This window comes from Lelliottia nimipressuralis, from assembly GCF_004115925.1.
GTDB classification, from domain to species: domain Bacteria; phylum Pseudomonadota; class Gammaproteobacteria; order Enterobacterales; family Enterobacteriaceae; genus Enterobacter; species Enterobacter nimipressuralis.
Map to the genome: position 1 here is coordinate 60,326 of NZ_SDDX01000011.1, position 26,154 is coordinate 86,479.

At 55.9% G+C, this 26,154-nt stretch carries 30 protein-coding genes; 19 read left to right on the forward strand and 11 right to left on the reverse strand.

The window, feature by feature from the left end:
* Positions 1-41 precede the first annotated feature (41 nt).
* From kbaZ to agaD, 10 genes are all read left to right on the forward strand, one after another.
* Positions 42-1,337 carry a tagatose-bisphosphate aldolase subunit KbaZ gene (gene kbaZ / locus ETG88_RS10395; RefSeq protein ID WP_129035369.1) on the forward strand — a complete coding sequence of 432 codons (1,296 nt, stop codon included), beginning with the start codon at positions 42-44 and terminating at the stop codon, positions 1,335-1,337.
* A 19-nt stretch (positions 1,338-1,356) separates the two neighbouring features.
* Positions 1,357-1,830 carry a PTS N-acetylgalactosamine transporter subunit IIB gene (gene agaV / locus ETG88_RS10400; RefSeq protein ID WP_129035370.1) on the forward strand — a complete coding sequence of 158 codons (474 nt, stop codon included), beginning with the start codon at positions 1,357-1,359 and terminating at the stop codon, positions 1,828-1,830.
* 10 nt (positions 1,831-1,840) lie between these two features.
* Positions 1,841-2,620 carry a PTS N-acetylgalactosamine transporter subunit IIC gene (gene agaW, locus ETG88_RS10405; protein ID WP_129035371.1) on the forward strand — a complete coding sequence of 260 codons (780 nt, stop codon included), beginning with the start codon at positions 1,841-1,843 and terminating at the stop codon, positions 2,618-2,620.
* The gene (gene agaE, locus ETG88_RS10410; protein WP_095283527.1) at positions 2,610-3,488 is read left to right on the forward strand and encodes a PTS N-acetylgalactosamine transporter subunit IID; all 879 of its coding nucleotides are present in this window, start codon (positions 2,610-2,612) and stop codon (positions 3,486-3,488) included. Before agaW ends, agaE begins: the two co-directional genes overlap by 11 nt.
* A 17-nt stretch (positions 3,489-3,505) precedes the next feature.
* Complete coding sequence (gene agaF, locus ETG88_RS10415; RefSeq protein ID WP_123428272.1) at positions 3,506-3,940, forward strand: PTS galactosamine/N-acetylgalactosamine transporter subunit IIA; 435 nt, start codon at positions 3,506-3,508, stop codon at positions 3,938-3,940.
* Positions 3,941-4,275: 335 nt separating this feature from the next.
* The gene (locus tag ETG88_RS10420; RefSeq protein WP_129035372.1) at positions 4,276-5,433 is read left to right on the forward strand and encodes an SIS domain-containing protein; all 1,158 of its coding nucleotides are present in this window, start codon (positions 4,276-4,278) and stop codon (positions 5,431-5,433) included.
* Positions 5,430-6,305, forward strand: coding sequence for a tagatose-bisphosphate aldolase subunit KbaY (kbaY, locus tag ETG88_RS10425; protein ID WP_129035373.1), 876 nt, complete (start codon positions 5,430-5,432; stop codon positions 6,303-6,305). Before ETG88_RS10420 ends, kbaY begins: the two co-directional genes overlap by 4 nt.
* A gap of 46 nt (positions 6,306-6,351) precedes the next feature.
* The gene (gene agaB, locus ETG88_RS10430) at positions 6,352-6,828 is read left to right on the forward strand and encodes a PTS galactosamine transporter subunit IIB (RefSeq protein WP_100778777.1); all 477 of its coding nucleotides are present in this window, start codon (positions 6,352-6,354) and stop codon (positions 6,826-6,828) included.
* A gap of 52 nt (positions 6,829-6,880) precedes the next feature.
* The gene (gene agaC / locus ETG88_RS10435) at positions 6,881-7,684 is read left to right on the forward strand and encodes a PTS galactosamine transporter subunit IIC (RefSeq protein WP_129035374.1); all 804 of its coding nucleotides are present in this window, start codon (positions 6,881-6,883) and stop codon (positions 7,682-7,684) included.
* Positions 7,674-8,465, forward strand: a complete 792-nt coding sequence (gene agaD / locus ETG88_RS10440) for a PTS galactosamine transporter subunit IID (protein WP_129035375.1) — start codon at positions 7,674-7,676, stop codon at positions 8,463-8,465. Before agaC ends, agaD begins: the two co-directional genes overlap by 11 nt.
* 21 nt (positions 8,466-8,486) lie before the next feature.
* Here agaD and ETG88_RS10445 read toward each other — a convergent pair whose 3' ends face one another.
* Positions 8,487-9,512 (reverse strand): Fic family protein, encoded by a 1,026-nt coding sequence (locus tag ETG88_RS10445; RefSeq protein WP_129035376.1) that lies wholly within the window; start codon positions 9,510-9,512, stop codon positions 8,487-8,489.
* A gap of 3 nt (positions 9,513-9,515) precedes the next feature.
* Positions 9,516-10,379, reverse strand: coding sequence for a 16S rRNA (cytidine(1402)-2'-O)-methyltransferase (gene rsmI, locus ETG88_RS10450; RefSeq protein ID WP_100778773.1), 864 nt, complete (start codon positions 10,377-10,379; stop codon positions 9,516-9,518).
* A gap of 62 nt (positions 10,380-10,441) precedes the next feature.
* Between rsmI and ETG88_RS10455 the strand changes: the two genes are divergently transcribed.
* Genes ETG88_RS10455 through dolP form a run of 4 tightly spaced genes read left to right on the forward strand, consistent with a single transcriptional unit; the run spans position 10,442 to position 14,143 of the window.
* Positions 10,442-12,592: a penicillin-binding protein activator gene (locus tag ETG88_RS10455; RefSeq protein ID WP_129035377.1), complete on the forward strand. Its 2,151-nt coding sequence runs from the start codon at positions 10,442-10,444 to the stop codon at positions 12,590-12,592.
* Positions 12,550-12,945 carry a YraN family protein gene (locus ETG88_RS10460; RefSeq protein ID WP_100778771.1) on the forward strand — a complete coding sequence of 132 codons (396 nt, stop codon included), beginning with the start codon at positions 12,550-12,552 and terminating at the stop codon, positions 12,943-12,945. Before ETG88_RS10455 ends, ETG88_RS10460 begins: the two co-directional genes overlap by 43 nt.
* Before the next feature lie 22 nt (positions 12,946-12,967).
* Positions 12,968-13,558, forward strand: a complete 591-nt coding sequence (diaA, locus tag ETG88_RS10465) for a DnaA initiator-associating protein DiaA (RefSeq protein ID WP_003861754.1) — start codon at positions 12,968-12,970, stop codon at positions 13,556-13,558.
* Positions 13,559-13,567: 9 nt separating this feature from the next.
* Positions 13,568-14,143, forward strand: coding sequence for a division/outer membrane stress-associated lipid-binding lipoprotein (gene dolP / locus ETG88_RS10470; protein WP_129035378.1), 576 nt, complete (start codon positions 13,568-13,570; stop codon positions 14,141-14,143).
* 34 nt (positions 14,144-14,177) lie between these two features.
* On the opposite strand, the gene ETG88_RS10475 is transcribed toward dolP, so the two are convergent.
* On the reverse strand, positions 14,178-15,215 hold the full coding sequence (locus tag ETG88_RS10475) for a permease (protein WP_123428259.1): 1,038 nt from the start codon (positions 15,213-15,215) through the stop codon (positions 14,178-14,180).
* A 40-nt stretch (positions 15,216-15,255) separates the two neighbouring features.
* Positions 15,256-15,900: an NAD(P)H-binding protein gene (locus tag ETG88_RS10480; protein ID WP_142503649.1), complete on the reverse strand. Its 645-nt coding sequence runs from the start codon at positions 15,898-15,900 to the stop codon at positions 15,256-15,258.
* A gap of 128 nt (positions 15,901-16,028) precedes the next feature.
* Between ETG88_RS10480 and ETG88_RS10485 the strand changes: the two genes are divergently transcribed.
* Positions 16,029-16,547 carry a type 1 glutamine amidotransferase domain-containing protein gene (locus tag ETG88_RS10485; protein ID WP_100778768.1) on the forward strand — a complete coding sequence of 173 codons (519 nt, stop codon included), beginning with the start codon at positions 16,029-16,031 and terminating at the stop codon, positions 16,545-16,547.
* Here the strand turns inward: ETG88_RS10485 and ETG88_RS10490 are convergent.
* Positions 16,527-16,961 carry a YhbP family protein gene (locus tag ETG88_RS10490; protein ID WP_102105476.1) on the reverse strand — a complete coding sequence of 145 codons (435 nt, stop codon included), beginning with the start codon at positions 16,959-16,961 and terminating at the stop codon, positions 16,527-16,529. The genes ETG88_RS10485 and ETG88_RS10490 overlap by 21 nt on opposite strands.
* Before the next feature lie 14 nt (positions 16,962-16,975).
* On the opposite strand from ETG88_RS10490, the gene ETG88_RS10495 reads away from it, so the two are divergent.
* Positions 16,976-17,317 (forward strand): GIY-YIG nuclease family protein, encoded by a 342-nt coding sequence (locus ETG88_RS10495; protein ID WP_100778766.1) that lies wholly within the window; start codon positions 16,976-16,978, stop codon positions 17,315-17,317.
* On the opposite strand, the gene ETG88_RS10500 is transcribed toward ETG88_RS10495, so the two are convergent.
* Both ETG88_RS10500 and ubiT read right to left on the reverse strand, forming a co-directional pair.
* Positions 17,304-17,807: a GNAT family N-acetyltransferase gene (locus ETG88_RS10500; RefSeq protein WP_102105478.1), complete on the reverse strand. Its 504-nt coding sequence runs from the start codon at positions 17,805-17,807 to the stop codon at positions 17,304-17,306. The two genes, ETG88_RS10495 and ETG88_RS10500, sit on opposite strands and share 14 nt — an antisense overlap.
* Entirely contained in the window at positions 17,801-18,325 is a 525-nt protein-coding gene (gene ubiT / locus ETG88_RS10505; protein WP_100778764.1) for a ubiquinone anaerobic biosynthesis accessory factor UbiT, read from the reverse strand. The genes ETG88_RS10500 and ubiT overlap by 7 nt, the downstream gene beginning before the upstream one ends.
* Positions 18,326-18,545: 220 nt before the next feature.
* On the opposite strand from ubiT, the gene ubiU reads away from it, so the two are divergent.
* The 3 genes from ubiU (at position 18,546) to ETG88_RS10520 (ending at position 21,635) form a co-directional block, all read left to right on the forward strand.
* The gene (gene ubiU, locus ETG88_RS10510) at positions 18,546-19,541 is read left to right on the forward strand and encodes a ubiquinone anaerobic biosynthesis protein UbiU (RefSeq protein ID WP_100778763.1); all 996 of its coding nucleotides are present in this window, start codon (positions 18,546-18,548) and stop codon (positions 19,539-19,541) included.
* Positions 19,542-19,549: 8 nt separating this feature from the next.
* On the forward strand, positions 19,550-20,428 hold the full coding sequence (locus ETG88_RS10515) for a U32 family peptidase (protein WP_123428249.1): 879 nt from the start codon (positions 19,550-19,552) through the stop codon (positions 20,426-20,428).
* 199 nt (positions 20,429-20,627) lie between these two features.
* The gene (locus ETG88_RS10520; protein ID WP_100778761.1) at positions 20,628-21,635 is read left to right on the forward strand and encodes a luciferase-like monooxygenase; all 1,008 of its coding nucleotides are present in this window, start codon (positions 20,628-20,630) and stop codon (positions 21,633-21,635) included.
* Positions 21,636-21,717: 82 nt separating this feature from the next.
* On the opposite strand, the gene mtr is transcribed toward ETG88_RS10520, so the two are convergent.
* The 4 genes from mtr to nlpI all read right to left on the reverse strand — a co-directional run bounded on the left by mtr (position 21,718) and on the right by nlpI (position 26,104).
* On the reverse strand, positions 21,718-22,962 hold the full coding sequence (gene mtr / locus ETG88_RS10525) for a tryptophan permease (protein ID WP_129035379.1): 1,245 nt from the start codon (positions 22,960-22,962) through the stop codon (positions 21,718-21,720).
* A gap of 155 nt (positions 22,963-23,117) precedes the next feature.
* On the reverse strand, positions 23,118-25,037 hold the full coding sequence (locus ETG88_RS10530; protein ID WP_100778759.1) for a DEAD/DEAH family ATP-dependent RNA helicase: 1,920 nt from the start codon (positions 25,035-25,037) through the stop codon (positions 23,118-23,120).
* A complete protein-coding gene (gene yrbN / locus ETG88_RS10535; protein WP_097919743.1) occupies positions 25,030-25,110 on the reverse strand; it encodes a protein YrbN in 81 nt (26 codons plus the stop codon). Before yrbN ends, ETG88_RS10530 begins: the two co-directional genes overlap by 8 nt.
* 109 nt (positions 25,111-25,219) lie before the next feature.
* A complete protein-coding gene (gene nlpI, locus ETG88_RS10540; RefSeq protein ID WP_100778758.1) occupies positions 25,220-26,104 on the reverse strand; it encodes a lipoprotein NlpI in 885 nt (294 codons plus the stop codon).
* Between the last annotated feature and the right edge of the window lie 50 nt (positions 26,105-26,154).

Here is a 26,154-nt window from a genome sequence, read left to right on the forward strand (position 1 = left end):
ACGAAAGATTAGCACTCAAACCATCCAACGTGGAGAGGAAAGTGAAACATCTTATTGAAATGGTGGAATTGCACAAAGCAGGGGCAGACAACGGAATTTACGCCGTCTGTTCCGCACATCCACTGGTACTTGAAGCCGCGATTCGCTTCGCTCGCGATCATCACACCGCCCTGCTGGTTGAGGCCACTTCCAACCAGGTGGATCAGTTCGGCGGCTACACGGGTATGACACCCGCCGATTTTCACGCTTTTGTCAGCCAGCTTGCCAGCGGGCTGAATTTCCCCCTGTCGCAGCTGATTTTAGGCGGCGATCATCTCGGCCCTAATCGCTGGCAAAACCTCACCGCCAGTGAAGCGATGGCCAACGCCGACGATCTGATCAAAAGCTACGTGGCCGCTGGATTTACAAAGATCCACCTCGATTGCAGCATGTCATGCGAGGACGATCCGGTGCCGCTCACGGACGCCATCGTCGCCGAGCGCGCCGCACGGCTGGCGAAGATCGCCGAACAGACCTGCCGCGAGCGCTTTGGTGAGTCAGACCTGGTGTACGTGATTGGCACAGAAGTGCCGGTTCCCGGCGGTGCTCACGAGACGCTAACCGAACTGGAAGTGACCACACCACAAGCCGCTCGCGCCACGCTGGAAGCCCATCGTCACGCCTTTGAAAAACAGGGGCTGAGCGCAGTCTGGCCACGCATTATCGGGCTGGTTGTGCAGCCTGGCGTTGAGTTCGACCATACCCATGTGATCGACTATCGCCCGGAAAACGCCGTTGCGCTCAGTGAAATGGCAAAATCCTGGGATTCACTGGTCTTTGAAGCGCACTCCACCGACTACCAGACGCCACAGGCGCTGCGCCAGCTGGTAAAAGATCACTTCGCGATTTTGAAAGTCGGCCCGGCTCTCACTTTCGCCCTGCGCGAAGCGCTGTTCTCACTCGCCGCTATTGAAGAAGAGCTGCTGCCGGCCAAAGCCAGCTCGGGCCTGCGTCAGGTGCTTGAAAGCGTGATGCTCGACCGCCCGGAATACTGGCAAAGCCACTACCACGGCGACGGCAACGCTCGTCGGCTGGCGCGCGGCTACAGCTATTCGGATCGCGTTCGCTACTACTGGCCGGACAGTCAGATCGACGACGCCTTCGAACGGCTGGTGCGCAATCTGGCGGATGAGCCGATTCCCCTTCCGCTCGTGAGCCAATACCTGCCGCTGCAATATCGAAAAGTTCGCGAGGAGGCTCTCAAGGCGACGCCACGGGAACTCATTATCGACCACATTCAGGACATACTGCGCCAGTATCACGCAGCCTGTCAGGGCGCGTCGTCCCAAAACGCATAACAACGAAGAGGATAATGCCATGCCAAACATTGTCTTATGCCGCATCGATGAACGTTTAATCCACGGCCAGGTCGGCGTTCAGTGGGTGGGATTCGCAGGCGCGAATCTGGTGCTGGTCGCTAATGATGACGTCGCTGAGGATTCGGTCCAGCAAAACCTGATGGAAATGGTGCTGGCGGAGGGGATCGCGGTGCGTTTCTGGTCCCTGCAAAAAGTGATCGACAACATTCATCGCGCCGCCGACCGACAGAAAATCCTGCTGGTCTGCAAGTCACCGGCCGATTTCCTGACCCTCGTTGAGGGCGGCGTGCCCGTGAAACGTATCAATGTAGGAAACATGCACTACGCCAATGGCAAACAACAAATTGCCAAAACGGTCTCTGTTGACGCCGGTGATATTGCGGCATTTAGCGGCCTGAAAGCCGCCGGGGTGGAATGCTTCGTGCAGGGCGTCCCGACAGAACCCGCTTTGGAGCTCTTTAAACTACTCTGAGGGATTCACAATGGAAATCAGTCTGTTGCAGGCATTTGCGTTGGGCATTCTCGCCTTTATCGCGGGCCTGGATATGTTCAACGGATTAACGCATATGCACCGCCCGGTGGTGCTTGGGCCGTTGGTGGGCCTGATTCTGGGCGATCTGCATACGGGTATTCTGACCGGCGGGACGCTGGAATTAGTGTGGATGGGGCTGGCACCGCTGGCGGGCGCGCAGCCGCCGAACGTCATTATCGGTACTATTGTCGGGACGACGTTCGCCATTACCACGGGCGTAAAACCGGAAGTCGCGGTGGGTGTGGCGGTGCCGTTCGCTGTTGCGGTTCAGATGGGGATTACTTTCCTGTTCTCGGTCATGTCCGGCGTGATGGCGCGCTGCGACCGGATGGCGGCGAACGCCGACACCAACGGGATCGAGCGGGTGAACTATCTCGCACTCCTGGCACTGGGGATCTTCTATTTTCTTTGCGCATTCCTGCCGATTTACTTCGGGGCAGAGCACGCGAAAACGGCCATTGATGTTCTGCCTGCCCGTCTGATTGACGGTCTGGGCATGGCAGGCGGCATCATGCCTGCGATTGGTTTTGCCGTGCTGCTGAAAATCATGATGAAAAACGTCTACATCCCCTATTTCATCCTTGGTTTTGTCGCCGCCGCCTGGCTCAAACTGCCGGTGCTGGCCATTGCTGCGGCGGCGCTGGCGATGGCGCTGATCGATTTTCTGCGTAAAACACCTGAACCGGCCACGCCGGTCGCCCAGAAAGAGGAATTCGAAGATGGCATCTAATCAAACCACCCTGCCGACCGTCTCCGAAACCGACGAGACGCTTCTGTCCGGCGTGAACGAAAATATCTATGAAGATCAGACTATCGGTGCGGAGCTGACGAAAAAGGATATCAACCGTGTGGCCTGGCGTTCGATGCTGCTGCAGGCATCGTTCAACTACGAGCGTATGCAGGCCTCAGGCTGGCTGTACGGCCTGCTTCCGGCGCTAAAAAAAATCCACACCAACAAACGCGATCTGGCGCGCGCCATGAAGGGGCATATGGGGTTCTTCAACACCCATCCGTTCCTGGTGACCTTTGTGATCGGCATTATTCTCGCGATGGAGCGCTCGAAGCAGGACGTGAACAGCATTCAGAGCACCAAGATTGCGGTGGGCGCGCCGCTCGGCGGGATTGGCGATGCCATGTTCTGGCTGACGCTGCTGCCGATTTGCGGCGGTATCGGCGCCAGTCTTGCGCTGCAAGGCTCAATTCTTGGCGCAGTCGTGTTTATTGTGATGTTCAACGTGGTACACCTGGGTCTGCGTTTTGGTCTGGCACACTATGCTTATCGTATGGGCGTCGCCGCCATTCCATTGATTAAGGCCAACACCAAAAAGGTCGGCCACGCGGCTTCCATCGTCGGGATGACCGTAATTGGTGCGCTGGTTGCCACCTATGTGCGCCTGAATACCACGCTTGAGATCACCGCAGGGGACGCGGTGGTGAAACTGCAAACCGACGTGATCGACAAGCTGATGCCTGCGTTTCTGCCGCTGGTCTATACCCTGACCATGTTCTGGCTGGTCCGCCGTGGCTGGAGCCCGTTACGCCTCATCGGCATTACGGTGGTGCTTGGCGTGGTAGGTAAATTCTGTCACTTCCTGTGAATACAAAGAGGTCTTAGATGTTAAGCATTATTTTGACGGGCCACGGTGGGTTTGCCAGCGGGCTGGAAAAAGCGATGAAGCAGATCCTCGGTGAGCAGGAGCAGTTTGTCGCCATCGACTTTCCCGACACCTCCACCACTGCCCTGCTGACCTCGCAGCTGGAACGGGCGATCGCCGATTTGGGTGATGCGGAAGATATCGTCTTTCTGACCGATCTGCTGGGCGGTACGCCTTTCCGCGTGGCCTCCACCATGGCAATGGAAAAGCCCGGCTGGGAAGTGATCACTGGCACTAATTTGCAGCTGCTGCTGGAGATGGTGATGGAGCGCGACGGCCTGAGCAGCGAAGCCTTTCGCTTACAGGCGCTGGAGTGCGGGCATCGCGGCCTGACGAGTCTGGTGGATGAGCTGGGCCGCTGTCGGGATGAAAAGCCCGTTGAGGAAGGGATCTAACGCCAACTTTTTCATTTCATTCAGGGCAGGCTCTCCCCCTTAGCCCTTTCATTGTGTATTACCTTGGCCTTCGGTGTAGATCCGCAAGGCCTTTCTTTTCCTTTCGTCATCATATCTTGCAGGACATATACTTTTAGAATATTTCTTATTTATCAATATGATGATTTGAATTGCGTGTCTCTTTGATCACACTTTTCGTTTTATTTCTTTTTGTTTGTTGATCTTTCGTTTTCCTTTCGATAGATTTTAATCAATCGAACAAGTGAAACGAAACGAAAGGCAAAAGTGACTGCACTGGCGTCTGACGTGGGTTTCACCTTACTAAGGACTGCGTTATGTCAGAAAGCCAAACCGCCACCGGCACCTGGACGGAAAAAGAGATCCGTCAGCAACCCGACTGCTGGAGCCGTTCCCTCAAAAATATCGCCAATATCCGACAGACTCTCGATCGCTTCCTCTCACCGTTGCTGCAAAAAGACGATCTGCGGATCGTTCTGACGGGAGCGGGAACATCAGCATTTATCGGCGACATTATCGCCCCGTGGCTTTCACGCCACACCGGGAAAAATTTTACGGCGATTCCCACCACCGATCTGGTGACGAATCCCATGGATTATCTGAACTCTGCGCATCCTTTACTGCTGGTTTCGTTCGCCCGTTCCGGCAACAGCCCGGAAAGCGTGGCCGCCGTCGAGCTGGCAAACCAGTTCGTCCCTGCGTGCTATCACCTGACAATCACCTGCAACGAAGCCGGTAGCCTGTACCAAACCGCCGTCGCCAGCGACAACGCCTTTGCCCTGCTGATGCCTGCTGAAACGCACGATCGCGGATTCGCCATGACCAGCAGCATCACCACCATGATGGCGAGCTGCCTCGCGGTGTTCGCACCGGATACGATCAACTGTCACACCTTCCAGGACGTGGCGGATCGCTGCCAGTCGATCCTCGCCTCACTAACCGATTTCAGTCACGGCGTGTTCGGTGATAAGCCCTGGAAGCGCATCGTCTATCTCGGCAGCGGCGGATTACAAGCGGCAGCTCGGGAATCGGCGCTCAAAGTGCTGGAGCTTACCGCCGGGAAAGTGGTCGCGTTTTACGACTCCCCGACCGGGTTCCGTCACGGCCCGAAATCGCTGGTCGATAACGAAACCCTGGTGGTGGTATTTGTCTCCAGCCATCGGTATACGCGCCAGTACGATCTTGATCTGCTGGAAGAACTGCGCCGCGACGGCCAGGCCATGCATGTGATCGCCATCGCCGCCGATCGCGATCCGATGATCGACGCTGGCCCTCACATTCTGCTGCCCGCCTCGCGTGACTTTATCGACGTGGAACTGGCCTTTTGTTTCCTGATCTACGCCCAGGTCTTTGCCCTGACCCAGTCGATTAGCGTCGGCAATACCCCGGACACCCCATCCGCCAGCGGTACCGTCAACCGCGTAGTGCAAGGCGTTGTGATTCACCCGTGGCCAGCCCCAAGGAGCGCATCATGAGCATTATCTCCACCAAATATCTTCTTCAGGATGCCCAGGCAAAAGGGTATGCCGTGCCTGCGTTTAACATCCATAACGCCGAGACGATCCAGGCGATCCTCGAAGTGTGCAGCGAAATGCGATCGCCGGTGATCCTCGCCGGAACGCCCGGCACTTATAAACATATCGCCTTCGAAGAGATCTACGCCCTGTGCAGCGCCTACTCCATTAGCTACGACATGCCGCTGGCACTGCATCTCGATCACCACGAATCACTGGATGATATTCGTCGCAAGGTCAATGCGGGGGTGCGCAGCGCGATGATTGACGGCAGTCATTACCCGTTTGAGCAAAACGTGAAGCTGGTGAAATCGGTGGTGGATTTCTGCCATCTGAATGATTGCAGCGTCGAGGCGGAACTGGGACGGCTGGGCGGTGTGGAAGACGACATGAGCGTGGACGCAGAGAGCGCATTTCTGACGGACCCGCAGGAAGCGAAACGCTTTGTCGAACTGACCGGCGTCGACAGCCTCGCAGTGGCAATCGGCACGGCGCATGGGCTGTACACCAAAACGCCGAAAATTGATTTTAAACGCCTCGGTGAAATCCGCGACGTGGTGGATATTCCGCTGGTGCTGCACGGCGCGAGCGATGTGCCGGATGAATATGTGCGTCGCACTATTGAGCTTGGCGTATGCAAAGTGAATGTGGCGACGGAACTGAAAATCGCGTTTTCCGCGGCGGTCAAAGAGTGGTTTCGCGAAAATCCGCAGGGTAACGATCCGCGTTACTACATGCGAGTGGGTATGGACGCCATGAAAGAGGTGGTAAAAAACAAAATAAACGTCTGCGGATCGGCCAACAAGCTGGTGCTCAATTCCGCCACCGTTTGATAAAGACAACAACACTCACAACTCAACATCGGCAGGAAGGAAGACTATGAGCAGTCCCAATATCTTATTGACCCGTATCGATAATCGTCTGGTGCATGGTCAGGTTGGTGTGACATGGACGTCGACCATCGGAGCCAATTTGTTGATCGTCGTTGACGATGAGGTCGCCAAAGACGAGATCCAGCAAAAACTGATGGGCATCACCGCCGATACCTATGGATTTGGTATCCGCTTTTTCTCCATCGAGAAGACTATCGCCATCATTGAAAAAGCCGCGCCGCACCAGAAAATTTTCCTGATTTGCCGCACGCCGGACATCGTCAGGAAACTGATTGAGGGCGGCGTGCCACTGAAGGATGTCAATGTCGGCAATATGCACTTCTCAGAGGGGAAACGGCAGATCAGCAGCAAAGTGTATGTCGACGAACAGGATCTCGACGATCTGCGCTTTATCAAGCACAGCGGCGTGAATCTTTTTATCCAGGATGTTCCCGGTGATGCGAAAGAGGGCATCCCCGATTAGTGGCAGTGTCTCGACATTCAAATAGCTGAAGTCATCATTACGAGGCAAAAAAATGCACGAAATAACATTGATTCAGGGGATATCCCTGGCGGCTTTAGTATTTTTTCTAGGGATAGATTTCTGGCTGGAAGCACTGTTTCTGTTTCGTCCCATCATCGTTTGTACCCTCACCGGGGCGATTCTGGGCGATATCCACATCGGCTTAATTACCGGCGGTTTGACGGAGCTGGCGTTCGCCGGTTTAACCCCTGCCGGCGGTGTGCAGCCGCCGAACCCGATTATGGCCGGGGTGATGACCACCGTCATTGCCTGGTCCACCGGGGTCGATGCCAAAACCGCTATTGGTCTTGGGCTGCCGTTTAGCTTGCTGATGCAGTATGTGATTCTGTTCTTCTATTCAGCGTTCTCGCTGTTTATGTCGAAGGCCGATAAGTACGCGAAAGAGACCAACACCGCCGCTTTCGCCCGTCTGAACTGGACAACGACGCTGATTGTCGCCTGCACTTACGCCGTCATTACCTTCCTCTGCACTTATCTGGCGCAGGGACCAATGCAGGCGCTGGTCAAAGCGATGCCTGCCTGGCTTACCCACGGCTTTGAAGTCGCGGGCGGCATTCTGCCTGCGGTCGGCTTCGGCCTGCTGCTGCGCGTGATGTTCAAGGCGCAGTACATTCCGTATCTCATCGCCGGGTTCTTGTTCGTCTGTTATATCCAGGTGAGCAACCTGCTGCCGGTGGCCGTGCTGGGGGCCGGATTTGCGGTGTATGAGTTCTTTAACGCTAAAGCCAAAAACGCCGCGCAGCCCGCTGTCACTGCTGCGAAAAAAGATGAAGAGGATTACAGCAATGGGATCTGAAATCAGTAAAAAAGACATTACCCGCCTTGGCTTTCGCTCCTCTCTACTGCAGGCGAGCTTTAACTACGAACGCATGCAGGCGGGCGGTTTTACCTGGGCGATGTTGCCGATCCTGAAGAAGATCTACAAAGGCGACAAAGAAGGGTTAAGCGCGGCGATGAAGGATCATCTGGAATTTATCAACACTCACCCGAATCTGGTGGGGTTCCTGATGGGCCTGTTGATCTCCATGGAGGAGAAAGGCGAAAACCGCAGCACCATTAAAGGGCTGAAAGTGGCGCTGTTTGGCCCTATTGCCGGAATTGGCGACGCGATTTTCTGGTTTACGCTGCTGCCGATCATGGCCGGGATTTGTTCGTCGTTTGCCAGCCAGGGCAACCTGCTGGGGCCGATACTGTTCTTCGCCGTTTACCTTGCGATCTTCTTCCTGCGCGTAGGCTGGACGCACGTCGGGTATACGGTGGGGATCAAAGCGATCGATAAGGTGCGAGAAAATTCACAGATGATCGCCCGGTCGGCAACCATTCTTGGGATCACGGTGATCGGCGGGCTGATAGCCTCGTACGTGCACATCAACGTTGTCACCAGCTTTACCATCGATGCCACTCACAGCGTGGCGCTGCAAAAGGACTTCTTTGACAAGGTGTTCCCGAACATTTTGCCGATGGGCTATACCCTGCTGATGTACTACCTGCTGCGGGTCAAGAAAGCGCATCCGGTAATGCTGATTGCCGTCACTTTTGTGCTGGCGATTGCGGGGTCGGGATTGGGGATTTTGTAACTATGAGCGTGCCGGGCATAGCTATGCTTGCCCGGCAAGGGACACTGAATTCACCTGCCAGTGACCGCCTTTCTTCGGCCCGATACGCTGAAGCAAGGATTTTTCCTGTAACTGTTTGAGATAACGTTCAATTGTTCGCGACGTGACACCGATTTGTTCCGCCAGCATAGCCGCTGACATCTTCGGATGATCCTGCAGGAGCTCAAGAATGCGGCGTTCACCGTCTGTTAAATGTGCCACATTTTCTTCCGACACTTTATCCGACATTTCTTCCGACATGGATGGGGACTGAGATATGCCCTCCCGAAGCGCGTCAGCTATATTCCTGAGCATAAACTCGATGAAAGCTGTGCAATCGCTGGCTTTATCACACTGACCCAGAATCTGGTAGTAATCGGCCTGTTGATAATGGATCAGGGTTTCAACGGGTAACCACGCCAGTTCATTGCGCCATTGACTCAGAATCAAGGTTTGCCACAAACGGCCCATGCGGCCATTTCCATCGGCAAACGGGTGAATAAATTCAAACTCATAGTGAAAGATCGAGCTGGCAATCAGGGGATGGAGCTCCGTCTTTTTAAGCCAGTCCAGCAGTTCATCAACGAGGCGAGGCATCTGCGAAGCGGGAGGAGCCATATGCACCAGCGCGTTACCACGATAAACACCCACATCACCAGACCTCACTTTCCCGGGGCTATCAACGAGTCCGGTCATTAACAGGCGGTGAGCGTTCAGGAGATCGCTAAGCTGCCACGCTTTCCAGTCAGGCATTTTCTCATAGGCGAGAATTGCGTTTCGCACCTCCTGAATATCCTTTTCAGGCGCAAGCACTCTCTTGCCTTCCATGATCGCCGTCACCTGGCCGGTCGTCAGCGAGTTATGCTCAATCGCCAGCGATGCCTGAATGGTACGAATCCGATTTTCTTTGCGAAGCAGTGGTGACGCGCGTCCAGACTGAGCCGCCCAATGTCCCAGCAGTTCGCCAATTTCCACAACCTGATTGAGGATGGTTGGTGTAATGGTGAAAGGAGGCTGGTAGCGGCTCATAGATTATTCCCCCTGCTGCTCCAGGGCATGCTTATACAGCGCATTCTTTTTCACGCCGTGGATTTCGGCGGCGAGGGCGGCGGCTTTTTTCAGCGGCAGTTCAGCTTGCAGAAGCGCCAGAGTGCGCAGCGCTTCGGCAGGTAGCGCCTCTTCTTGCGCTTTATGGCCTTCGACAATCAGCACCATCTCCCCTTTGCGGCGGTTCTCGTCCTCTTTCACCCATGCCAGCAGTTCACCGACCGGTGCGCCGTGGATGTTTTCCCAGGTTTTGGTCAGCTCGCGGGCCAGCACCACGTAGCGAGATTCACCCCAGACGGCAACCATATCTTCTAAACTGTCCAGCAGACGGTGGGTTGATTCATAGAAAATCAGCGTGCGCGGTTCGGCTTCGAGATCCTTCAGGACGTCGCGACGGCCTTTGGATTTTGCCGGTAAGAAACCTTCGTAACAGAAGCGGTCGGATGGCAGGCCCGCCGCGCTTAAAGCGGCAATCGCTGCGCACGGGCCCGGCAGCGGCACCACGCGGATACCCGCTTCGCGGCAGGTACGCACCAGGTGATAGCCCGGATCGTTGATCAGCGGCGTCCCTGCATCGGACACCAGCGCGATAGTCATCCCTTCTTTCAGTTTAGCCACCAGCGTTTCGGCTTTTTGTTGCTCATTGTGATCGTGCAAGGCAAACATTTTGGCGCTGATCGCGAAATGTTGCAGCAGCAGGCCAGTGTGGCGGGTATCTTCAGCGGCAATTAAATCAACAGCTTGTAAAACGGTGAGCGCACGTTGGGTAATATCAGACAAATTCCCGATAGGAGTAGGTACAATATAAAGCTGGCCTTGAGAATTATCTGCCGTTTCGTGTTGTTTCATTGTTTAGTCCGTATTGCCGATTTAATATTGAGCATTGCCTAAAAAATATCACTGGATACAGTATGGTACCCTTAACGTTTCTTCGAACAAAAGCTTCGCGCAGCCTGCCCATTGTGCTGGCAGCGCTGATTTTCGCAGGCTGTGGCACTCAGGCGCCCGATCAGACTGCTGCCCATATGCAGGGTACTGCGCAGGCTGATTCTGGCTATTATCTGCAACAAATGTCGCAAAGCTCAGATGATACCAAGACCAACTGGCAATTACTTGCCATTCGTTCACTGCTGAAAGAAGGCAAAACGCAGCAGGCTGTCGATCTGTATAACCAGCTGCCGCAGGAACTGAACGATACCCAGCGCCGCGAACAGACTCTGCTGTCGGCCGAAGTGAAAACCGCGCAGAAAGATTACGCGGCGGCGAAAAAGATCCTCGCCGATATCGACGTGAAAGCGCTGGATAACAACCAGCAGGCACGCTACTGGCAGGCGACCATCGCCGCCGAACAGGGTCGCCCTTCTCTGGCCCTGCTCCGCGCGCTGATTGCGCAAGAGCCGCTGCTGAGCGGCGATGCTAAGCAGAAAAATATCGACGCCACCTGGCAGGCGCTTTCCGCTATGACGCCGGAACAGGCGCAAACGCTGGTGATCAACGCCGACGAAAACGTACTCCAGGGCTGGCTGGATTTGCAGCAGATGTGGTTCAACAACCGCAGCGATCCGAAAATGCTCAAAGCCGGAATCACCGACTGGCAGACTCGCTATCCGCAAAATCCAGGCGCGAAAATGCTGCCAACGCAGCTGGTGAACGTGCAGAACTTCAAACCGGCTTCCGTCAATAAAATCGCCCTGTTACTGCCCCTGAACGGTCAGGCGGCGGTGTTTGGTCGCACCATTCAGCAGGGCTTTGAAGCGGCGAAAAACGGCACCACCGCCGTTGCGGGGAACGCCATCCCGGCACAGGCTGCGCAGGCCGCCAACGTCAATGACGTGATTAGCCCCTCTGCGGCAGAAACCAGTGATTTAACGACCTCGCAAGCGCCTGCTCAGGGCACGATGCAGAATCCAGTCACGGCGCCAACCACGCCTCCGGTGGCTGCGCCAGCGCCCGAAGCGCAGGAACAGACTCCGGCGCAAGCGCCAGTTGCTCCGGCAACCGATGCCGCTGTTACTGCCCCGCAAACCACCGCACCGGAACAGCAGCCTGCCGCTCAGCCACAGGCCGTTGCAGCCACCACCGCAAATCCAGGCGCCGAACTGAAGATTTACGACACCAGCTCACAGCCGATCGATCAGGTTCTGGCGCAGGTTCAGCAGGACGGTGCAAGCATTGTGGTCGGCCCGCTGCTGAAGAATAACGTTGAAGAGCTGATGAAGAGCAACACCACGCTGAACGTGCTGGCCCTCAATCAACCTGAGCAAGTGCAAAACCGCGCGAACATTTGCTATTTCGCACTTTCGCCGGAAGATGAGGCGCGTGACGCCGCGCGTCATATCCACGAGCAGGGGAAACAGGCTCCGCTGCTGCTGACGCCGCGTAGCGCTCTCGGCGATCGCGTGGCGAATGCGTTTGCTCAGGAATGGCAACAGCTGGGCGGCAGCGTGGTACTGCAGCAGAAATTCGGTTCGACGTCTGAACTTCGTGCAGGCGTAAATGGCGGTTCCGGTATCGCCCTGACTGGCAGCCCGATTTCGGCCAGCCTGCCTCAGCAGCAGAGCGTCACCATCGGCGGCCTGACCATCCCAGCTCCGCCAACTGATGCGCAAATCAGCGGTGGCGGTAAAGTGGACGCCGCATACATTGTCGCCACGCCAGAAGAGATTGCCTTTATCAAACCGATGATTGCGATGCGTAACGGCAGCCAGAGCGGTGTAACCTTGTATGCCAGCTCACGTAGCGCGCAAGGTACGGCTGGCCCGGATTTCCGTCTGGAGATGGACGGCCTGCAGTACAGCGAAATTCCAATGCTGGCGGGCAGCAATCCGGCCCTGATGCAGCAGGCGCTGAGCAGCGTGCGTAACGATTACTCCCTCGCACGTCTTTACGCGATGGGCGTGGATGCGTGGGCGCTGGCGAACCACTTTACCCAGATGCGTCAGGTGCCAGGCTTTGAGCTTAACGGCAACACCGGCGATCTCACCGCGACTCAGGATTGCGTGATTAACAGGAAGTTATCATGGCTCAAATACCAGCAGGGGCAGATCGTCCCGGCGAGTTAAGCCGTAAACAGACGGGCGACGCGTGGGAGTTAACAGCGCGTCGCTGGCTGGAAGGCAAAGGACTGCGCTTTATCGCCGCCAACGTTCGTGGACGGGGCGGCGAAATTGATCTGATCATGAAAGAGGGTCAGGTCACCGTGTTTATTGAAGTCCGTTTCCGACAGTCGTCCCGCTTTGGTGGCGCTGCCGCCAGCGTGACGCTCGCCAAACAACGTAAATTATTACAAACTGCCCACTTGTGGCTCGCCCGCCATAATGGGAGTTTTGATACTGTGGATTGCCGGTTCGATGTGGTAGCCTTCACCGGAAACGACGTAGAATGGCTTAAAAATGCCTTTGGCGAAGACGTCTAAAACAAAGTTTTAAAGGGATAACGTGCTCGAAAGAATTAAGGTTTGTTTCACAGAAAGCATTCAAACTCAGATTGCAGCGGCGGAAGCCCTCCCGGATGCTATTTCTCGTGCCGCGATGACGCTGGTGCAGTCCCTGCTTAATGGCAACAAAATCCTCTGTTGTGGCAATGGCACATCGGCCGCCAACGCACAGCATTTTGCTGCCAGCATGATCAATCGTTTTGAAACAGAACGCCCAAGTTTACCCGCCATTGCACTTAATACCGATAATGTGGTCTTAACGGCGATTGCCAACGATCGTCTGCATGACGAAATATACGCAAAACAGGTACGCGCCTTAGGGCATGCCGGGGATGTTCTGCTGGCGATTTCCACGCGCGGTAATAGCCGCGATATCGTCAAAGCCGTTGAGGCGGCCGTGACGCGCGATATGACTATCGTCGCGCTGACGGGCTATGACGGTGGCGAACTGGCGGGTCTTTTAGGGCCGCAGGATGTGGAAATCCGCATTCCTTCGCATCGTAGCGCGCGCATTCAGGAAATGCACATGCTGACGGTGAACTGCTTATGCGATCTGATCGATAACACGCTTTTCCCTCACCAGGATGATTAAGGAGTACTAATGAAGGCATTAACGCCCCTCGCAGTCCTTATTTCTGCGCTGCTGCTTCAGGGATGCATCGCGGCGGCCGTTGTGGGTACTGCGGCTGTTGGCACCAAAGCCGCAACCGACCCGCGCTCTGTGGGAACTCAGGTGGACGACGGTACGCTGGAACTGCGCGTGAACAGCGCCCTGTCGAAAGACGAACAAATTAAGAAAGAAGCGCGTATCAACGTTACCGCCTATCAGGGCAAAGTGCTGCTGGCAGGCCAGGCGCCGAATCTGGATCTCGCGTCCCGTGCGAAACAGATTGCCATGGGCGCAGAAGGCACCACCGAGGTGTTTAACGAAGTGCGTCAGGGCCAGCCGATTGGTCTGGGCGCTGCGTCGTCGGATACCTGGATCACCACCAAAGTGCGCTCCCAGCTGTTGGGTAGCGATCAGGTGAAATCGTCCAACGTGAAAGTCACCACCGAGAATGGCGAAGTGTTCCTGCTCGGTCTGGTCACGGATCGTGAAGGCAAAGCGGCAGCTGATATTGCCAGCCGCGTGAGCGGTGTGAAGAAAGTCACGACGGCCTTTACCTTCATCAAATAATAAAAAACCCGGCGATTGCCGGGTTTTTTATGTCTTACAGCAGCGCAATGCTGCCCGTGATAACCCCACCTATCGCCACCAGCAGTCCCGTCAGCCACAGGGCTTTTGCCGGGAATGATTTGCGCAGCATAATCAGCGATGGCAGGCTGACCGCCGGAAGCGTCATCAAAAGCGCCAGCGCAGGCGCAGCGCCCATCCCCGCGAGCATCATGGTCTGCACAATCGGGATTTCTGCCGCCGTCGGGATGACAAACAGGCATCCAGCAACCGCCATCGCAATCACCCACAGCAGCGTGTTATCGATCGCCCCGTCCGCATGAGGGAACAACCAGACACGCGCCGCGCCAAGGACCAGCACCGCCAGAATATAGACCGGGATGGTGCTCCAGAAGAGCTGCCACAGCGCCTTACCCCAGCGGGAGAAAAACGTCCCTTGCGGTTCAGGCGTGGCAACGTCGATTGGCACAGGCTGCACGAGCCGATCTTTCACCAGATACTGCACCAGTGAAGCAACAACCAGCACCATGATCACCCCGGCCACCAGACGGATTAGCGCGAAATGCCAGCCCAGCACAAAGCCCATAAAGACCAGCGTCGCCGGGTTAAGCACCGGATTTCCCATCCAGAAAGCCAGCGCCCCGCCCATTGACACATTCTGGCGCCGCATCCCCGCCGTCACGGGCGCCGCGCAGCAGGAACACATCATTCCAGGCAGAGAGAAGATCGTGCCAAGCAGCGTTCCCTGAAAGCGTGGCTGCCCGAGCGTACGCATCAGCCAGTGGCGCGGAATCAGCACTTGAATCAGGGAACCGAGCAGCACGCCCAGCACTGCCGCTTTCCAGACCGCCAGGAAGTAGACCATCGCGTAATCCCAGGCCGCCTGCAGCGGGCTGGTTTCTGCCTGCGCCAGTATGGATTTACCGATGCTGTGGGTTTCCGCGGCGGTGAACGCTTTGCCGTAATAGGGCTGCCATTTCACATACCAAAGACCAATAATAACGACGAGAAAAAAGAGTGCGGGCTTCCACCACTGAAATGGCGTTGCCGCCTGAGATGAAGACTGACCAGTCATAGCATTCCCCGGGGAGTGTAATTAATTTAGCCCGGGGAGTTTACGCCTCACCTTTGGCGATTTCACGCAGTTTAGCCGAGGGGATAATATTGACGCCCTCTTTTGAGGGAGAACGTGCTTCGTGCAGCATAGCGCTCGCCACATCACGTGCCTGAATAGATTTCCAGTTACCCGGAAAAAGCTGGAACAGGGGCGCAAAAATGGACTCATTAAAACGCTGCTTTTCGCGATCGCCCAGCAACATTGACGGTCGCACAATCGTGAGCCGCTCCCAGTTCTGTGCAATTAGCGCGTCTTCCATTTTGCCTTTCACTTTGTTGTAAAAGAACGGCGAGCTGGCATTGGCTCCCATTGAGCTGACCACCAGGAAATGCTTTGCGCCCAGCCGTTTAGCCGTGAGCGCCGTGTCCACCACCAGCGTGTAGTCGGCGTGGATAAAAGCCTCTTTGCTCCCGGCTTCGCGACGGGTCGTGCCCAGGCAGCAGAAGGCGATATCAATCGGATCCTGCACCTGGCCGAGTGCATCGGTTAGCTGCGGATCGTGGGGGTTAAAGACGCCGGAAATATCCGCCAGTGGGCGTCGCGTCGGCGCGGCAATGTAGTTGATCCAGGGCTGCTGGATCAGCATTCGCAACAAGTGTCCGCCCACCAGCCCGGTGGTACCTGTGATTAATACCTGGCTCATTTTGTCTCCTTTGCAGATTAGTCCGTTTGCGATTTCAGTCTGCTTAGCCACACTTAAAAGTCTGTTACGGGTAAGTATTTACCACAAACGGCAAAAAATCTGTCTGAAGCCAAAACAACGGAGGAAGCATGAGCAAGAAAATAGCCGTCTTGATCACCGATGAGTTTGAAGATTCAGAGTTCACCTCTCCCGCAGAGGCGTTCCGCAAAGCGGGACATGAGGTCATCACCATCGACAAGCAGGCCGGAAAAACGGTGAAAGGCCATAAAGGCGAGGCCAGCGTCACCATCGACAAAGCAATTGATGAGGTGCGTCCGGCGGATTTCGACGCCCTGCTGCTGCCTGGCGGTCACTCCCCGGATACGCTGCGCGGCGACGAGCGCTTTGTGACGTTCACCCGCGATTTTGTCTCCAGCGGCAAGCCTGTCTTCGCGATCTGCCATGGCCCACAGCTGCTGATCAGCGCCGAAGTGGTGCGCGGGCGCAAGCTGACGGCGGTTAAACCGATCGTTATCGATCTTAAAAACGCGGGCGCTGATTTTTACGATCAGGAAGTGGTCGTCGACAACAATCAGCTGGTGACCAGCCGTACGCCGGACGATCTGCCCGCCTTTAATCGCGAAGCGTTACGCCTGCTCGGCTCGTAGCCAGTGAAGCTTTTTGCCAAAGCCCAGCGTGTTGTCTGTGAACTTCAGCTCATCGAGGCGAATTTCCCAGACGGGCGCTGACAGGGCAAGCGCAACCGGGAAGCGACGTGTATAGCGCTTGCGCATCGCGTCGCTCTCTTCCCCTTCCAGACGGCGGATCTCGCCTTTGAACTGCACGCCACGAATCAGCGCGACATTTTTCGGCTGGCCGTTAACAGTGCCGGCGACAGGCGCTTGTGGACCGGACATCTGCGCATGACGGGTTTTATCTTCGCTTAAGAGGTAAAACGCGACGCGTTCGGGATCGTAAAGGTAAAACGCATTCGCGCACCACAGCTCGCCCTCCTGATGGACACACCAGGTGACGACGTGCTGCTTTGCCAGCCAACGGCTGATAGCGGCCAGAGTTTCCATTTTCGCGCTCTCTCATGCTATGGTGCGTTCACCTTAACATACTGAATCTGCAAACTGTGTGCTGGTTTCTTTATCTTGTCCGAACGGCCAATAATGCCCTGTACACCGGGATTACCACCGATGTAGCGCGGCGTTTCCTTGAACATCAAACGGGGAAAGGCGCCAAAGCGCTGCGGGGGAAAGGTGAGCTGACGCTGGCCTTTTCGGCGCATGTCGGTGAGCGCTCGCTGGCACTGAAGATGGAGTACCGCATTAAGCAGCTGACGAAGCGCCAGAAAGAGCGCCTCGTCGCCGGAGATGGTTCGTTTGAGGCGCTACGTGAGAGCCTGCAAAACGCGTCGATTAAAGACGATTGAAGTGGTCGTGGTACTCCACCAGACCGCTGACGCCGTTCAGCGCGTCATCTGCCAGACGATGCACCTGGAAGGCGGTCTCAGTACCCGGCCAGCGGCAGTGCAGATCGTAAGGGGCGGCAGGCTCAAAACCTAAACGGCCATAGAACGCCGGGTCGCCCAGCGTGACCACCGCCGCGTATCCGAACTCATTCAGAGAATCCAGCCCTTCATAGACCAGCTGGCGCGCCAGCCCTTGACCGCGATAGTTTTCGTCGACCGCCAGCGGTGCCATTCCGACCCACTGAAGATCTTCGCCCTGAACGGCGACCGGGCTGAACGCCACGTAACCCACAACCTGTCCTTCGTCATCTGTCGCAACCAGGCCGAGCGTGACCAGCCCGTCTTCACGCAGATCGTGGACCAGTCGGGCCTCGGCGTCTTCCGGGAATGACCGACGTAATAATGAATCAATGCCAGGGGCATCAATCCCAATTTCAACTCGAATCAGCATGGCTCACCTACTGAAGTGTGTTTACTTTCGGGCGGGGTTTTCAGACCCGCCTCAACGAAATCGGCCATTTGCATCAGCACCGTGCGCAGCGCCTTCGGCATCTGATCCAGCTCAATGGCATCCATTAAATTTTTGACGTACAGGCCAAGCTCGGTATCCCCTTCAATCACCAGACGACGCTGGAAGAAGAGGGTATCCGGGTCCTGCTTACGCGCGGCGATCATCAGCAGATCGCTGGCATTCGCGCTGAAACTGACATCTGCCGGGGCGGAATCACTGACCATCAGCTTGCCGTTCTCCACGGAGGTAAACCAGCACAGTCCGATGTCACGCACCTCGATGCTTAGCCAGCGCCCGTCGAGAAACTCCAGCTCACCCTCTTCCAGCGCCTGGCGGAACTGCCAGCTCAGCACCTGCTGAATCACCTGGCGTTTAAGAGCGAACGGCGTGAGTTTGACCGGCACGCTTAGCAGAGATGGACCAAATTGTACGAGGCGTGAACGCAGTTTTTCCAGCACGAGCTTTACTCCCTGATGTCGATAATTCCGTTATTTTGCCATATCCGGCAGCCATCGTAGCGGCGTAAATCAACAAACCGTATTGCGGCATGATTGATTATTGGTGTCATCAATACGCCATTAACTGCCTTAAATCAAAAATTGTCGCGTGGAGGTTAATTAAACTCCCCGTTCGTTAACAATTTTGTGCCCTCTGGGGCAGCGAACGTCAGGATAAATTATGGAGCTGCTCTGTCCAGCCGGAAACCTTCCGGCACTTAAAGCGGCCATCGAAAACGGCGCCGATGCGGTCTATATCGGGCTGAAAGATGACACCAACGCCCGCCACTTTGCTGGTCTGAACTTCACGGAGAAGAAGCTCCAGGAAGCGGTCAATTTCGTCCACCAGCACCGCCGCAAGTTACATATCGCCATCAACACCTTTGCGCATCCCGATGGTTATGTGCGCTGGCAGCGCGCGGTGGATATGGCGGCACAGCTCGGGGCAGACGCGTTGATCCTCGCCGACCTCGCTATGCTGGAGTATGCCGCAGAACGCTATCCGCATATTGAGCGCCATGTCTCTGTTCAGGCCTCGGCCACCAACGAAGAGGCCGTGCGCTTTTATCATCGTCACTTTGACGTCGCCCGCGTGGTGTTGCCGCGCGTGCTGTCTATTCATCAGGTTAAGCAACTGGCGCGGGTCTCGCCAGTTCCACTGGAAGTTTTTGCGTTCGGCAGCCTGTGTATCATGGCTGAAGGCCGCTGCTATCTCTCGTCCTATCTGACCGGCGAATCACCGAATACCGTCGGGGCATGCTCCCCTGCGCGCTTTGTGCGCTGGCAGCAGACACCACAGGGGCTGGAGTCGCGTCTGAATGACGTGCTGATCGACCGCTATCAGGACGGGGAAAACGCCGGATATCCGACGCTGTGCAAAGGCCGTTATCTGGTCGACGGCGAGCGCTATCACGCCCTGGAAGAACCCACCAGCCTGAACACGCTGGAACTGCTGCCGGAACTGCTGGCGGCGAACATTGCCTCGGTGAAAATCGAGGGTCGTCAGCGCAGCCCGGCGTACGTCAGCCAGGTGGCGAAAGTGTGGCGACAGGCGATCGATCGCTGCATGGCCGATCCGCAGAATTACGCCCCACAACCGGCCTGGATGGACACCCTGGGCGCGATGTCCGAAGGCACGCAAACCACGCTTGGCGCGTATCACCGTAAATGGCAGTGAGATAATCCATGAAATATTCATTAGGACCCGTGCTCTACTACTGGTCAAAAGAGACGCTGGAAGATTTTTACCAGCAGGCGGCGGGCAGTAGCGCCGATACGATTTATCTCGGGGAGTCCGTCTGCAGCAAACGTCGTGCAACCAAAGTGGGCGACTGGCTGGATATGGCGAAAAACCTCGCTGGCAGCGGCAAGCAGGTGGTGCTGTCGACGCTTGCGCTGGTGCAGGCCTCATCGGAGCTAGGCGAGATTAAACGCTACGTCGAGAACGGTGATTTCCTGCTGGAAGCGAGCGATCTCGGCGTGGTGAACATGTGCGCTGAACGCAAGCTGCCGTTTGTCGCCGGACACGCGCTCAACTGCTATAACGCCGTGACCCTGCGCCTGCTGCTGAAACAGGGGATGACGCGCTGGTGTATGCCGGTGGAACTCTCCCGCGACTGGCTGGTCAACCTGCTGAATCAGTGTGAAGAGCTGGGCATCCGCAATCAGTTTGAAGTGGAAGTGTTGAGCTACGGGCATCTGCCGCTGGCGTATTCCGCGCGCTGCTTCACTGCCCGCTCCGAAGACCGCCCGAAAGACGAGTGCGAAACCTGCTGCATCAAGTATCCCAACGGACGCAATATGCTGTCGCAGGAGAACCAGCAGGTCTTTGTCCTTAACGGCATTCAGACCATGAGCGGCTATGTTTACAATCTCGGCAACGAGCTGACGTCGATGCAAGGCGTGGTGGATATGGTGCGCCTGTCCCCGCTGGACACTAACGTGTTTGCGATGCTGGATGCGTTTCGTGCTAACGAAAATGGCACCGCTCCCCTTCCGCTAAAGGCAAACAGCGACTGCAACGGTTACTGGAAACGTGTGGCCGGGCTGGAGCTGCAGGCCTAAATGTAGACATCATTGAAGCTGCATGAAAGCGGCCAGTCTGGAAATCCACGGGACCATACTCAGGTCAGTGTCGGGATAAACAGATCAAGCCCACGCACAGGCAGTTTGCAGGATGAAGTGTAAAAGCTCACTTTGTTAACAACGGTTATTAATTTTTAATGCACTATTAAAAGATTCACCGTCGACAAAGTGAGCTGTTATGACTGATAAATCCATTCCTTTTTCGGTGCTCGATCTGGCGCCGATCCCAGAAGGCTCCTCGGCCCGAGAAGCTTTTTCTCACTCTCTGGATCTCGCCCGTCTCGCTGAACAGCGTGGCTATCATCGCTATTGGCTGGCGGAACATCACAATATGGTGGGCATCGCCAGCGCGGCGACCTCAGTGCTGATTGGCTATCTGGCGGCAAACACCACGACTCTTCATCTCGGCTCGGGCGGCGTAATGTTGCCGAACCACTCCCCGCTGGTGATTGCCGAACAGTTTGGCACCCTGAATACGCTCTATCCCGGGCGAATTGATTTAGGGCTTGGTCGTGCGCCAGGCAGCGATCAGCCAACTATGCGCGCGCTGCGTCGTCATATGGGCGGTGATATTGATAACTTCCCGCGCGATGTGGCAGAGCTGGTGGACTGGTTTGATGCACGCGATCCTCATCCGCAGGTGCGCCCGGTACCCGGTTACGGCGAGAAGATCCCCGTGTGGCTGCTCGGTTCAAGTCTGTATAGCGCACAGCTGGCGGCGCAGCTCGGCCTGCCGTTTGCGTTTGCCTCCCACTTTGCCCCGGATATGCTGCATCAGGCGCTGCATCTCTATCGCACTCAGTTCAAACCGTCCGAACGGCTGGAAAAACCGCACGCGATGGTGTGTATCAACATTATCGCCGCCGACAGCAACCGCGATGCGGAATTCCTCTTTACCTCCATGCAGCAGGCGTTTGCGAAGCTGCGCCGCGGCGAGAGCGGACAGCTGCCGCCGCCGGTGGAGAATATGCATCAGCTGTGGTCAGCGTCGGAACAATACGGTGTGCAGCAGGCGCTCAGTATGTCGCTGGTGGGCGATAAAGCGAAAGTGCGTCACGGGCTGGAGGCGGTGCTACGAGAAACGCAGGCTGACGAGATTATGGTTAACGGGCAGATTTTCGATCACCAGGCGCGTTTGCACTCGTTTGATCTGGCCATGCAGGTGAAAGAAGAGTTGTTAGGATAGCGTTTGTGCCCGGTGGCGATACGCCTGCCGGGCCTGCAGATTTTTATGCCGGATAAGGCGCAGCCGCCATCCGGCAATCGTCTTACTGATACACCGGCAACACATCAAAGCTCGACAGCACATGTACCAGCGCGTTTCCGACACCAAAGATCAGAATCAGGGCAATCATCGGCTTGCCGCCCCAGACGCGGAATTTTGGGCTGCCAAAGCGTTTACGTGATTTACGGGCCAGCAGCGCCGGAACGATCGCCGCCCAAATGGTGGCCGCTAAACCGGCATAGCCGATAGCGTACAGGAACCCGTTCGGCCACAGCAGGCCACCGACAATCGGCGGCAGGAAGGTCAGCAACGCGGTTTTGAGACGACCCAACGCGGAATCGTCAAAGCCAAACAGATCCGCCAGATAGTCAAACAGCCCCAGCGTCACCCCGAGGAACGAACTCGCCACGGCAAAGTTCGAGAACACCACCAGCAGCAGATCCAGACTGCGGCTGTTTAGTACGCCACTCAGCGCCTGCACCAGCACATCGATGTTGCCGCCCTTCTGCGCAATGCCGATGAATTCCGGACGCGGGATGTTACCCATCGTCCCCAAAAGCCAAATCACATACAGCCCCAGCGCCAGCAGCGTGCCGTAAACCAGGCAGCGAATAATGGTGCGAGGATCTTTGCCGTAATACTTCATCAGGCTCGGGACGTTACCGTGGTAGCCAAATGACGCCAGGCAGAATGGCAAGGTCATGAGCAGGTACGGCGAGTACGATGCGTGGCTTTCGGCAACGTTAAACAGCGTCGCGGGCGTGACATGACCCAGCAGGCTGCCGAAGGTCAGGAAGAAAGTGATGACTTTTGCACCGAGGACGATGGCGGTCATGCGGCTCACCGCTTTGGTGCTCATCCAGACGATAAACGCCACGGCTAGCGCAAAGATCAGACCCGCCACACGCGCCGGGACATTCAGCGACATTTCAGAAAACGTGTGGTGCAGTATCGAACCGCTCGCCGAAATGTAGGCGTAGGTCAGGATATACAGCACGAAAGCAATCGAGATGCCGTTTATCAGGTTCCAGCCTTTCCCCAGCAGGTCTTTAGTGATGGTGTCGAAGCTCGACCCGATACGGTAGTTCAGGTTCGCCTCAAGGATCATCAACCCCGAATGCAGCATGCAGAACCAGGTAAACACCAGCGCTGCCAGCGACCAGAAGAACCACGCACCGGACATGACCACCGGCAGGGAAAACATCCCTGCACCGATTATCGTCCCGCCGATAATCACCACGCCGCCGAGCAGCGAAGGTGAAGTTTGTGTGGTGGTTAGTGTCGCCATACAGCCGTTTCTCCAGTTAAACATTTTGCTACTGCATTTTAATGTGTCGCACTGTACCAGTACGATAGTACAAATGGAATAAAAAAAGCCCCGATAAAAAATATCGGGGCTGTAATGATTACTTTACGCTATCAGGCGTGTATCAGGCGTGGCAATTACGCGTCACGGCGACGTGCAGTACCTTCATCGCGACGTGGGCCGCGGTTTTCGCGACGCTCACCGCTGAAGCGACCTGCACCGGCTGGTGCTGCGCCATCACGACGAGGACCACGACCGCCTTCACGACGCTCACCGCCACCGAAACGACGCTCGCCCGCTGGACGATCACCTTCACGGCGAGGACCACGATCAGGACGCGGCTGGGCATCGCCCATCAGCTGCATGTTCATCGGTTTGTTCAGGATGCGGGTGCGAGTAAAGTGCTGCAGAACTTCGCCCGGCATGCCTTTTGGCAGTTCGATCGTAGAGTGCGTACCGAACAGCTTGATGTTACCGATGTAACGGCTGCTGATGTCGCCTTCGTTCGCGATAGCGCCAACGATATGACGAACTTCAACACCATCATCACGGCCAACTTCAATGCGGTACAGTTCCATATCGCCTGCGTCACGACGCTCACGACGTGGACGGTCTTCACCGCTACGCTCTGGACGGTCGCCACGTGGACCACGGTCATTACGATCGTTACCGCGACGCTCGAAACGCTCATCGCGCTCACGGAATTCACGCTTAGGACGCATCGGTGCATCAGGTGGCACGATCAGAGCACGTTCGCCCTGCGCCATTTTCAGCAGCGCTGCAGCCAGAGTTTCGATGTCCAGCTCTTCGCCTTCCACAGTCGGCTGGATTTGCGCCAGCAGAGCACGGTACTGATCCAGATCGCTGCTTTCCAGCTGCTGCTGTACTTTCGCGGCGAATTTTTCCAGGCGGCGTTTGCCCAGCAGGTCTGCGTTTGGCAGTTCTGCTTCTGGAATGGTCAGCTTCATGGTGCGTTCGATGTTACGCAGCAGACGACGCTCGCGGTTCTCAACGAACAGCAGAGCACGGCCAGCACGACCCGCACGACCGGTACGACCGATACGGTGAACGTAAGACTCGGAATCCATAGGGATGTCGTAGTTCACAACCAGGCTGATACGTTCTACGTCCAGACCACGTGCTGCCACGTCGGTTGCAATCAGGATATCCAGACGACCGTCTTTCAGACGCTCCAGAGTCTGCTCACGCAGGGACTGGTTCATGTCGCCGTTCAGCGCTGCGCTGTTATAGCCGCTACGTTCCAGGGCTTCAGCCACTTCCAGGGTCGCGTTTTTGGTACGAACGAAGATAATCGCCGCATCAAAATCTTCTGCTTCCAGGAAACGCACCAGCGCTTCGTTTTTACGCATACCGTATACAGACCAGTAGCTCTGGCTGATGTCCGGGCGAGTGGTTACGCTGGATTGGATACGCACTTCCTGCGGATCTTTCATGAAGCGACGAGTAATACGACGGATCGCTTCTGGCATCGTTGCAGAGAACAGAGCGGTCTGATGACCTTCTGGGATCTGCGCCATAATGGTTTCTACGTCTTCGATGAAGCCCATGCGCAGCATTTCGTCAGCTTCATCCAGTACCAGACCACTCAGTTTAGAGAGATCCAGAGTACCGCGTTTCAGGTGATCCAGCAGACGGCCAGGTGTACCGACAACAATCTGTGGACCCTGACGCAGGGCGCGTAACTGCACGTCATAACGCTGGCCGCCGTAAAGGGCTACCACGTTCACGCCGCGCATGTGTTTAGAGAATTCAGTCATCGCTTCCGCTACCTGAACAGCCAGTTCACGGGTCGGAGCGAGTACGAGGATCTGCGGTGCACGCAGTTCCGGATCAATGTTGTGCAGCAGTGGCAGCGAGAACGCTGCGGTTTTACCGCTACCAGTCTGGGCCATGCCCAGCACGTCACGACCAGAGAGCAGATGCGGGATGCATTCAGCCTGGATCGGAGATGGTTTTTCGTAACCCAGATCGTTAAGGGCTTCAAGGATAGTGGCCTTCAGGCCCAGATCTGCAAAAGTGGTTTCGAATTCAGCCATGTAGTACAAGTGCCTCGATATTAATGGCGGCCAGTCTACATAACTCGTCGTGAAAATGATTAGCAATTTTCATTGAAAAGTGTGAACCGGCTCAAAGTAGGTGTATTGACGAACAACAACGCCCTCACCAGTTAAGGTGATGGCAATCAAAAAATGATTACGGGCTGATGTGGTGACGTCAGCTATTGCTGGTCCGATTCTGCCAGGTCGTCTTGCTCCTGGCCCAAGAGCGATAATTCCAACAATGCATAACGGTGCTCAACGAAGTTGTGGACGTTGTTAGCAACCGCTAATTTGAACAGTGCCGTAGCGCTGTCCATATCCCCCAGACTTAGGTAGTACTTACCTAAATAGAAGTTGGTTTCACTGAGATGCTCAGCGAGCGAGGTGTTATCCGTTGCGTCCGCCTTGAGCCTATCCATCAGCGTTGCTTCGCTAATGTTGCCCAGGTAGAACTCGACAATGTTCCATCCCCATTGTTCCTTGTCCGATTTCTCGAAGCGTTGTTTTAACGCCTCTTTCGCCTGCTTCTCATTGAGCTTCTGCTCAACGATGTAAAGCCACAGGACGCGGAAAGGATCATTAGGATCGTCTTGATAAAACGCCAGCAGATCATCTTGCGCTAACTTGTCACGACCGCCGTAATACAATGCGATACCGCGATTCAAGTGCGCGTAGTTGTAAGTTGGATCAAGCTCAAGTACAGAATCAAACGCTTCATAGGCAGCATCAAAATTGCCTGCCTGCGTTAAATATATACCTAAGTAATTGAATACTTCAGGCATATCAGGTCGGATTGCCAGCGCTTGTGAAAAATCATTTCGCGCTAGTGCCCTCAGACCGAGACTATCATACAACACTCCGCGCTCATATAAAAGCTGTGCGCGTTCATCATCGGTTAAAGCCCGACTGGCAAGAATTTGTTCCATGCGTGCCAGAATCACTTCCTGCTGCAAAGTCGGTTGCAATGGCACTGCGAGGACTTCGCTCTTACGCCAGGCAGAGTTGCTGCATCCTGCCAGCGTTAAAGCTGTCGCAACGAAACACCAGCGCAAAAAAGGCTTCATTTCCCACTCCCGAAGACAACTATTGGATGAACGTCCTGTCCCCCGGCTGC

Excerpts from the sequence above, each read along its gene's own strand:
- agaD (WP_129035375.1), top strand. The coding sequence starts at position 7,674 with ATGGGATCTGAAATCAGTAAAAAAGACATTACCCGCCTTGGCTTTCGC.
- ETG88_RS10480 (WP_142503649.1), bottom strand. The coding sequence starts at position 15,900 with ATGAGCCAGGTATTAATCACAGGTACCACCGGGCTGGTGGGCGGACAC.
- mtr (WP_129035379.1), bottom strand. The coding sequence starts at position 22,962 with ATGGCGACACTAACCACCACACAAACTTCACCTTCGCTGCTCGGCGGC.
- agaF (WP_123428272.1), top strand. The coding sequence starts at position 3,506 with ATGTTAAGCATTATTTTGACGGGCCACGGTGGGTTTGCCAGCGGGCTG.
- agaC (WP_129035374.1), top strand. The coding sequence starts at position 6,881 with ATGCACGAAATAACATTGATTCAGGGGATATCCCTGGCGGCTTTAGTA.
- nlpI (WP_100778758.1), bottom strand. The coding sequence starts at position 26,104 with ATGAAGCCTTTTTTGCGCTGGTGTTTCGTTGCGACAGCTTTAACGCTG.
- agaW (WP_129035371.1), top strand. The coding sequence starts at position 1,841 with ATGGAAATCAGTCTGTTGCAGGCATTTGCGTTGGGCATTCTCGCCTTT.
- ubiU (WP_100778763.1), top strand. The coding sequence starts at position 18,546 with ATGGAGCTGCTCTGTCCAGCCGGAAACCTTCCGGCACTTAAAGCGGCC.
- ETG88_RS10500 (WP_102105478.1), bottom strand. The coding sequence starts at position 17,807 with ATGCTGATTCGAGTTGAAATTGGGATTGATGCCCCTGGCATTGATTCA.
- yrbN (WP_097919743.1), bottom strand. The coding sequence starts at position 25,110 with ATGAAAATTGCTAATCATTTTCACGACGAGTTATGTAGACTGGCCGCC.
- agaB (WP_100778777.1), top strand. The coding sequence starts at position 6,352 with ATGAGCAGTCCCAATATCTTATTGACCCGTATCGATAATCGTCTGGTG.
- agaE (WP_095283527.1), top strand. The coding sequence starts at position 2,610 with ATGGCATCTAATCAAACCACCCTGCCGACCGTCTCCGAAACCGACGAG.
- ETG88_RS10460 (WP_100778771.1), top strand. The coding sequence starts at position 12,550 with ATGGCTCAAATACCAGCAGGGGCAGATCGTCCCGGCGAGTTAAGCCGT.
- ETG88_RS10455 (WP_129035377.1), top strand. The coding sequence starts at position 10,442 with ATGGTACCCTTAACGTTTCTTCGAACAAAAGCTTCGCGCAGCCTGCCC.
- dolP (WP_129035378.1), top strand. The coding sequence starts at position 13,568 with ATGAAGGCATTAACGCCCCTCGCAGTCCTTATTTCTGCGCTGCTGCTT.
- ETG88_RS10490 (WP_102105476.1), bottom strand. The coding sequence starts at position 16,961 with ATGGAAACTCTGGCCGCTATCAGCCGTTGGCTGGCAAAGCAGCACGTC.
- ETG88_RS10520 (WP_100778761.1), top strand. The coding sequence starts at position 20,628 with ATGACTGATAAATCCATTCCTTTTTCGGTGCTCGATCTGGCGCCGATC.
- ETG88_RS10475 (WP_123428259.1), bottom strand. The coding sequence starts at position 15,215 with ATGACTGGTCAGTCTTCATCTCAGGCGGCAACGCCATTTCAGTGGTGG.
- ETG88_RS10495 (WP_100778766.1), top strand. The coding sequence starts at position 16,976 with ATGCTATGGTGCGTTCACCTTAACATACTGAATCTGCAAACTGTGTGC.
- ETG88_RS10445 (WP_129035376.1), bottom strand. The coding sequence starts at position 9,512 with ATGAGCCGCTACCAGCCTCCTTTCACCATTACACCAACCATCCTCAAT.
- kbaY (WP_129035373.1), top strand. The coding sequence starts at position 5,430 with ATGAGCATTATCTCCACCAAATATCTTCTTCAGGATGCCCAGGCAAAA.
- ETG88_RS10420 (WP_129035372.1), top strand. The coding sequence starts at position 4,276 with ATGTCAGAAAGCCAAACCGCCACCGGCACCTGGACGGAAAAAGAGATC.
- ETG88_RS10530 (WP_100778759.1), bottom strand. The coding sequence starts at position 25,037 with ATGGCTGAATTCGAAACCACTTTTGCAGATCTGGGCCTGAAGGCCACT.
- agaV (WP_129035370.1), top strand. The coding sequence starts at position 1,357 with ATGCCAAACATTGTCTTATGCCGCATCGATGAACGTTTAATCCACGGC.
- ETG88_RS10485 (WP_100778768.1), top strand. The coding sequence starts at position 16,029 with ATGAGCAAGAAAATAGCCGTCTTGATCACCGATGAGTTTGAAGATTCA.
- rsmI (WP_100778773.1), bottom strand. The coding sequence starts at position 10,379 with ATGAAACAACACGAAACGGCAGATAATTCTCAAGGCCAGCTTTATATT.
- ETG88_RS10515 (WP_123428249.1), top strand. The coding sequence starts at position 19,550 with ATGAAATATTCATTAGGACCCGTGCTCTACTACTGGTCAAAAGAGACG.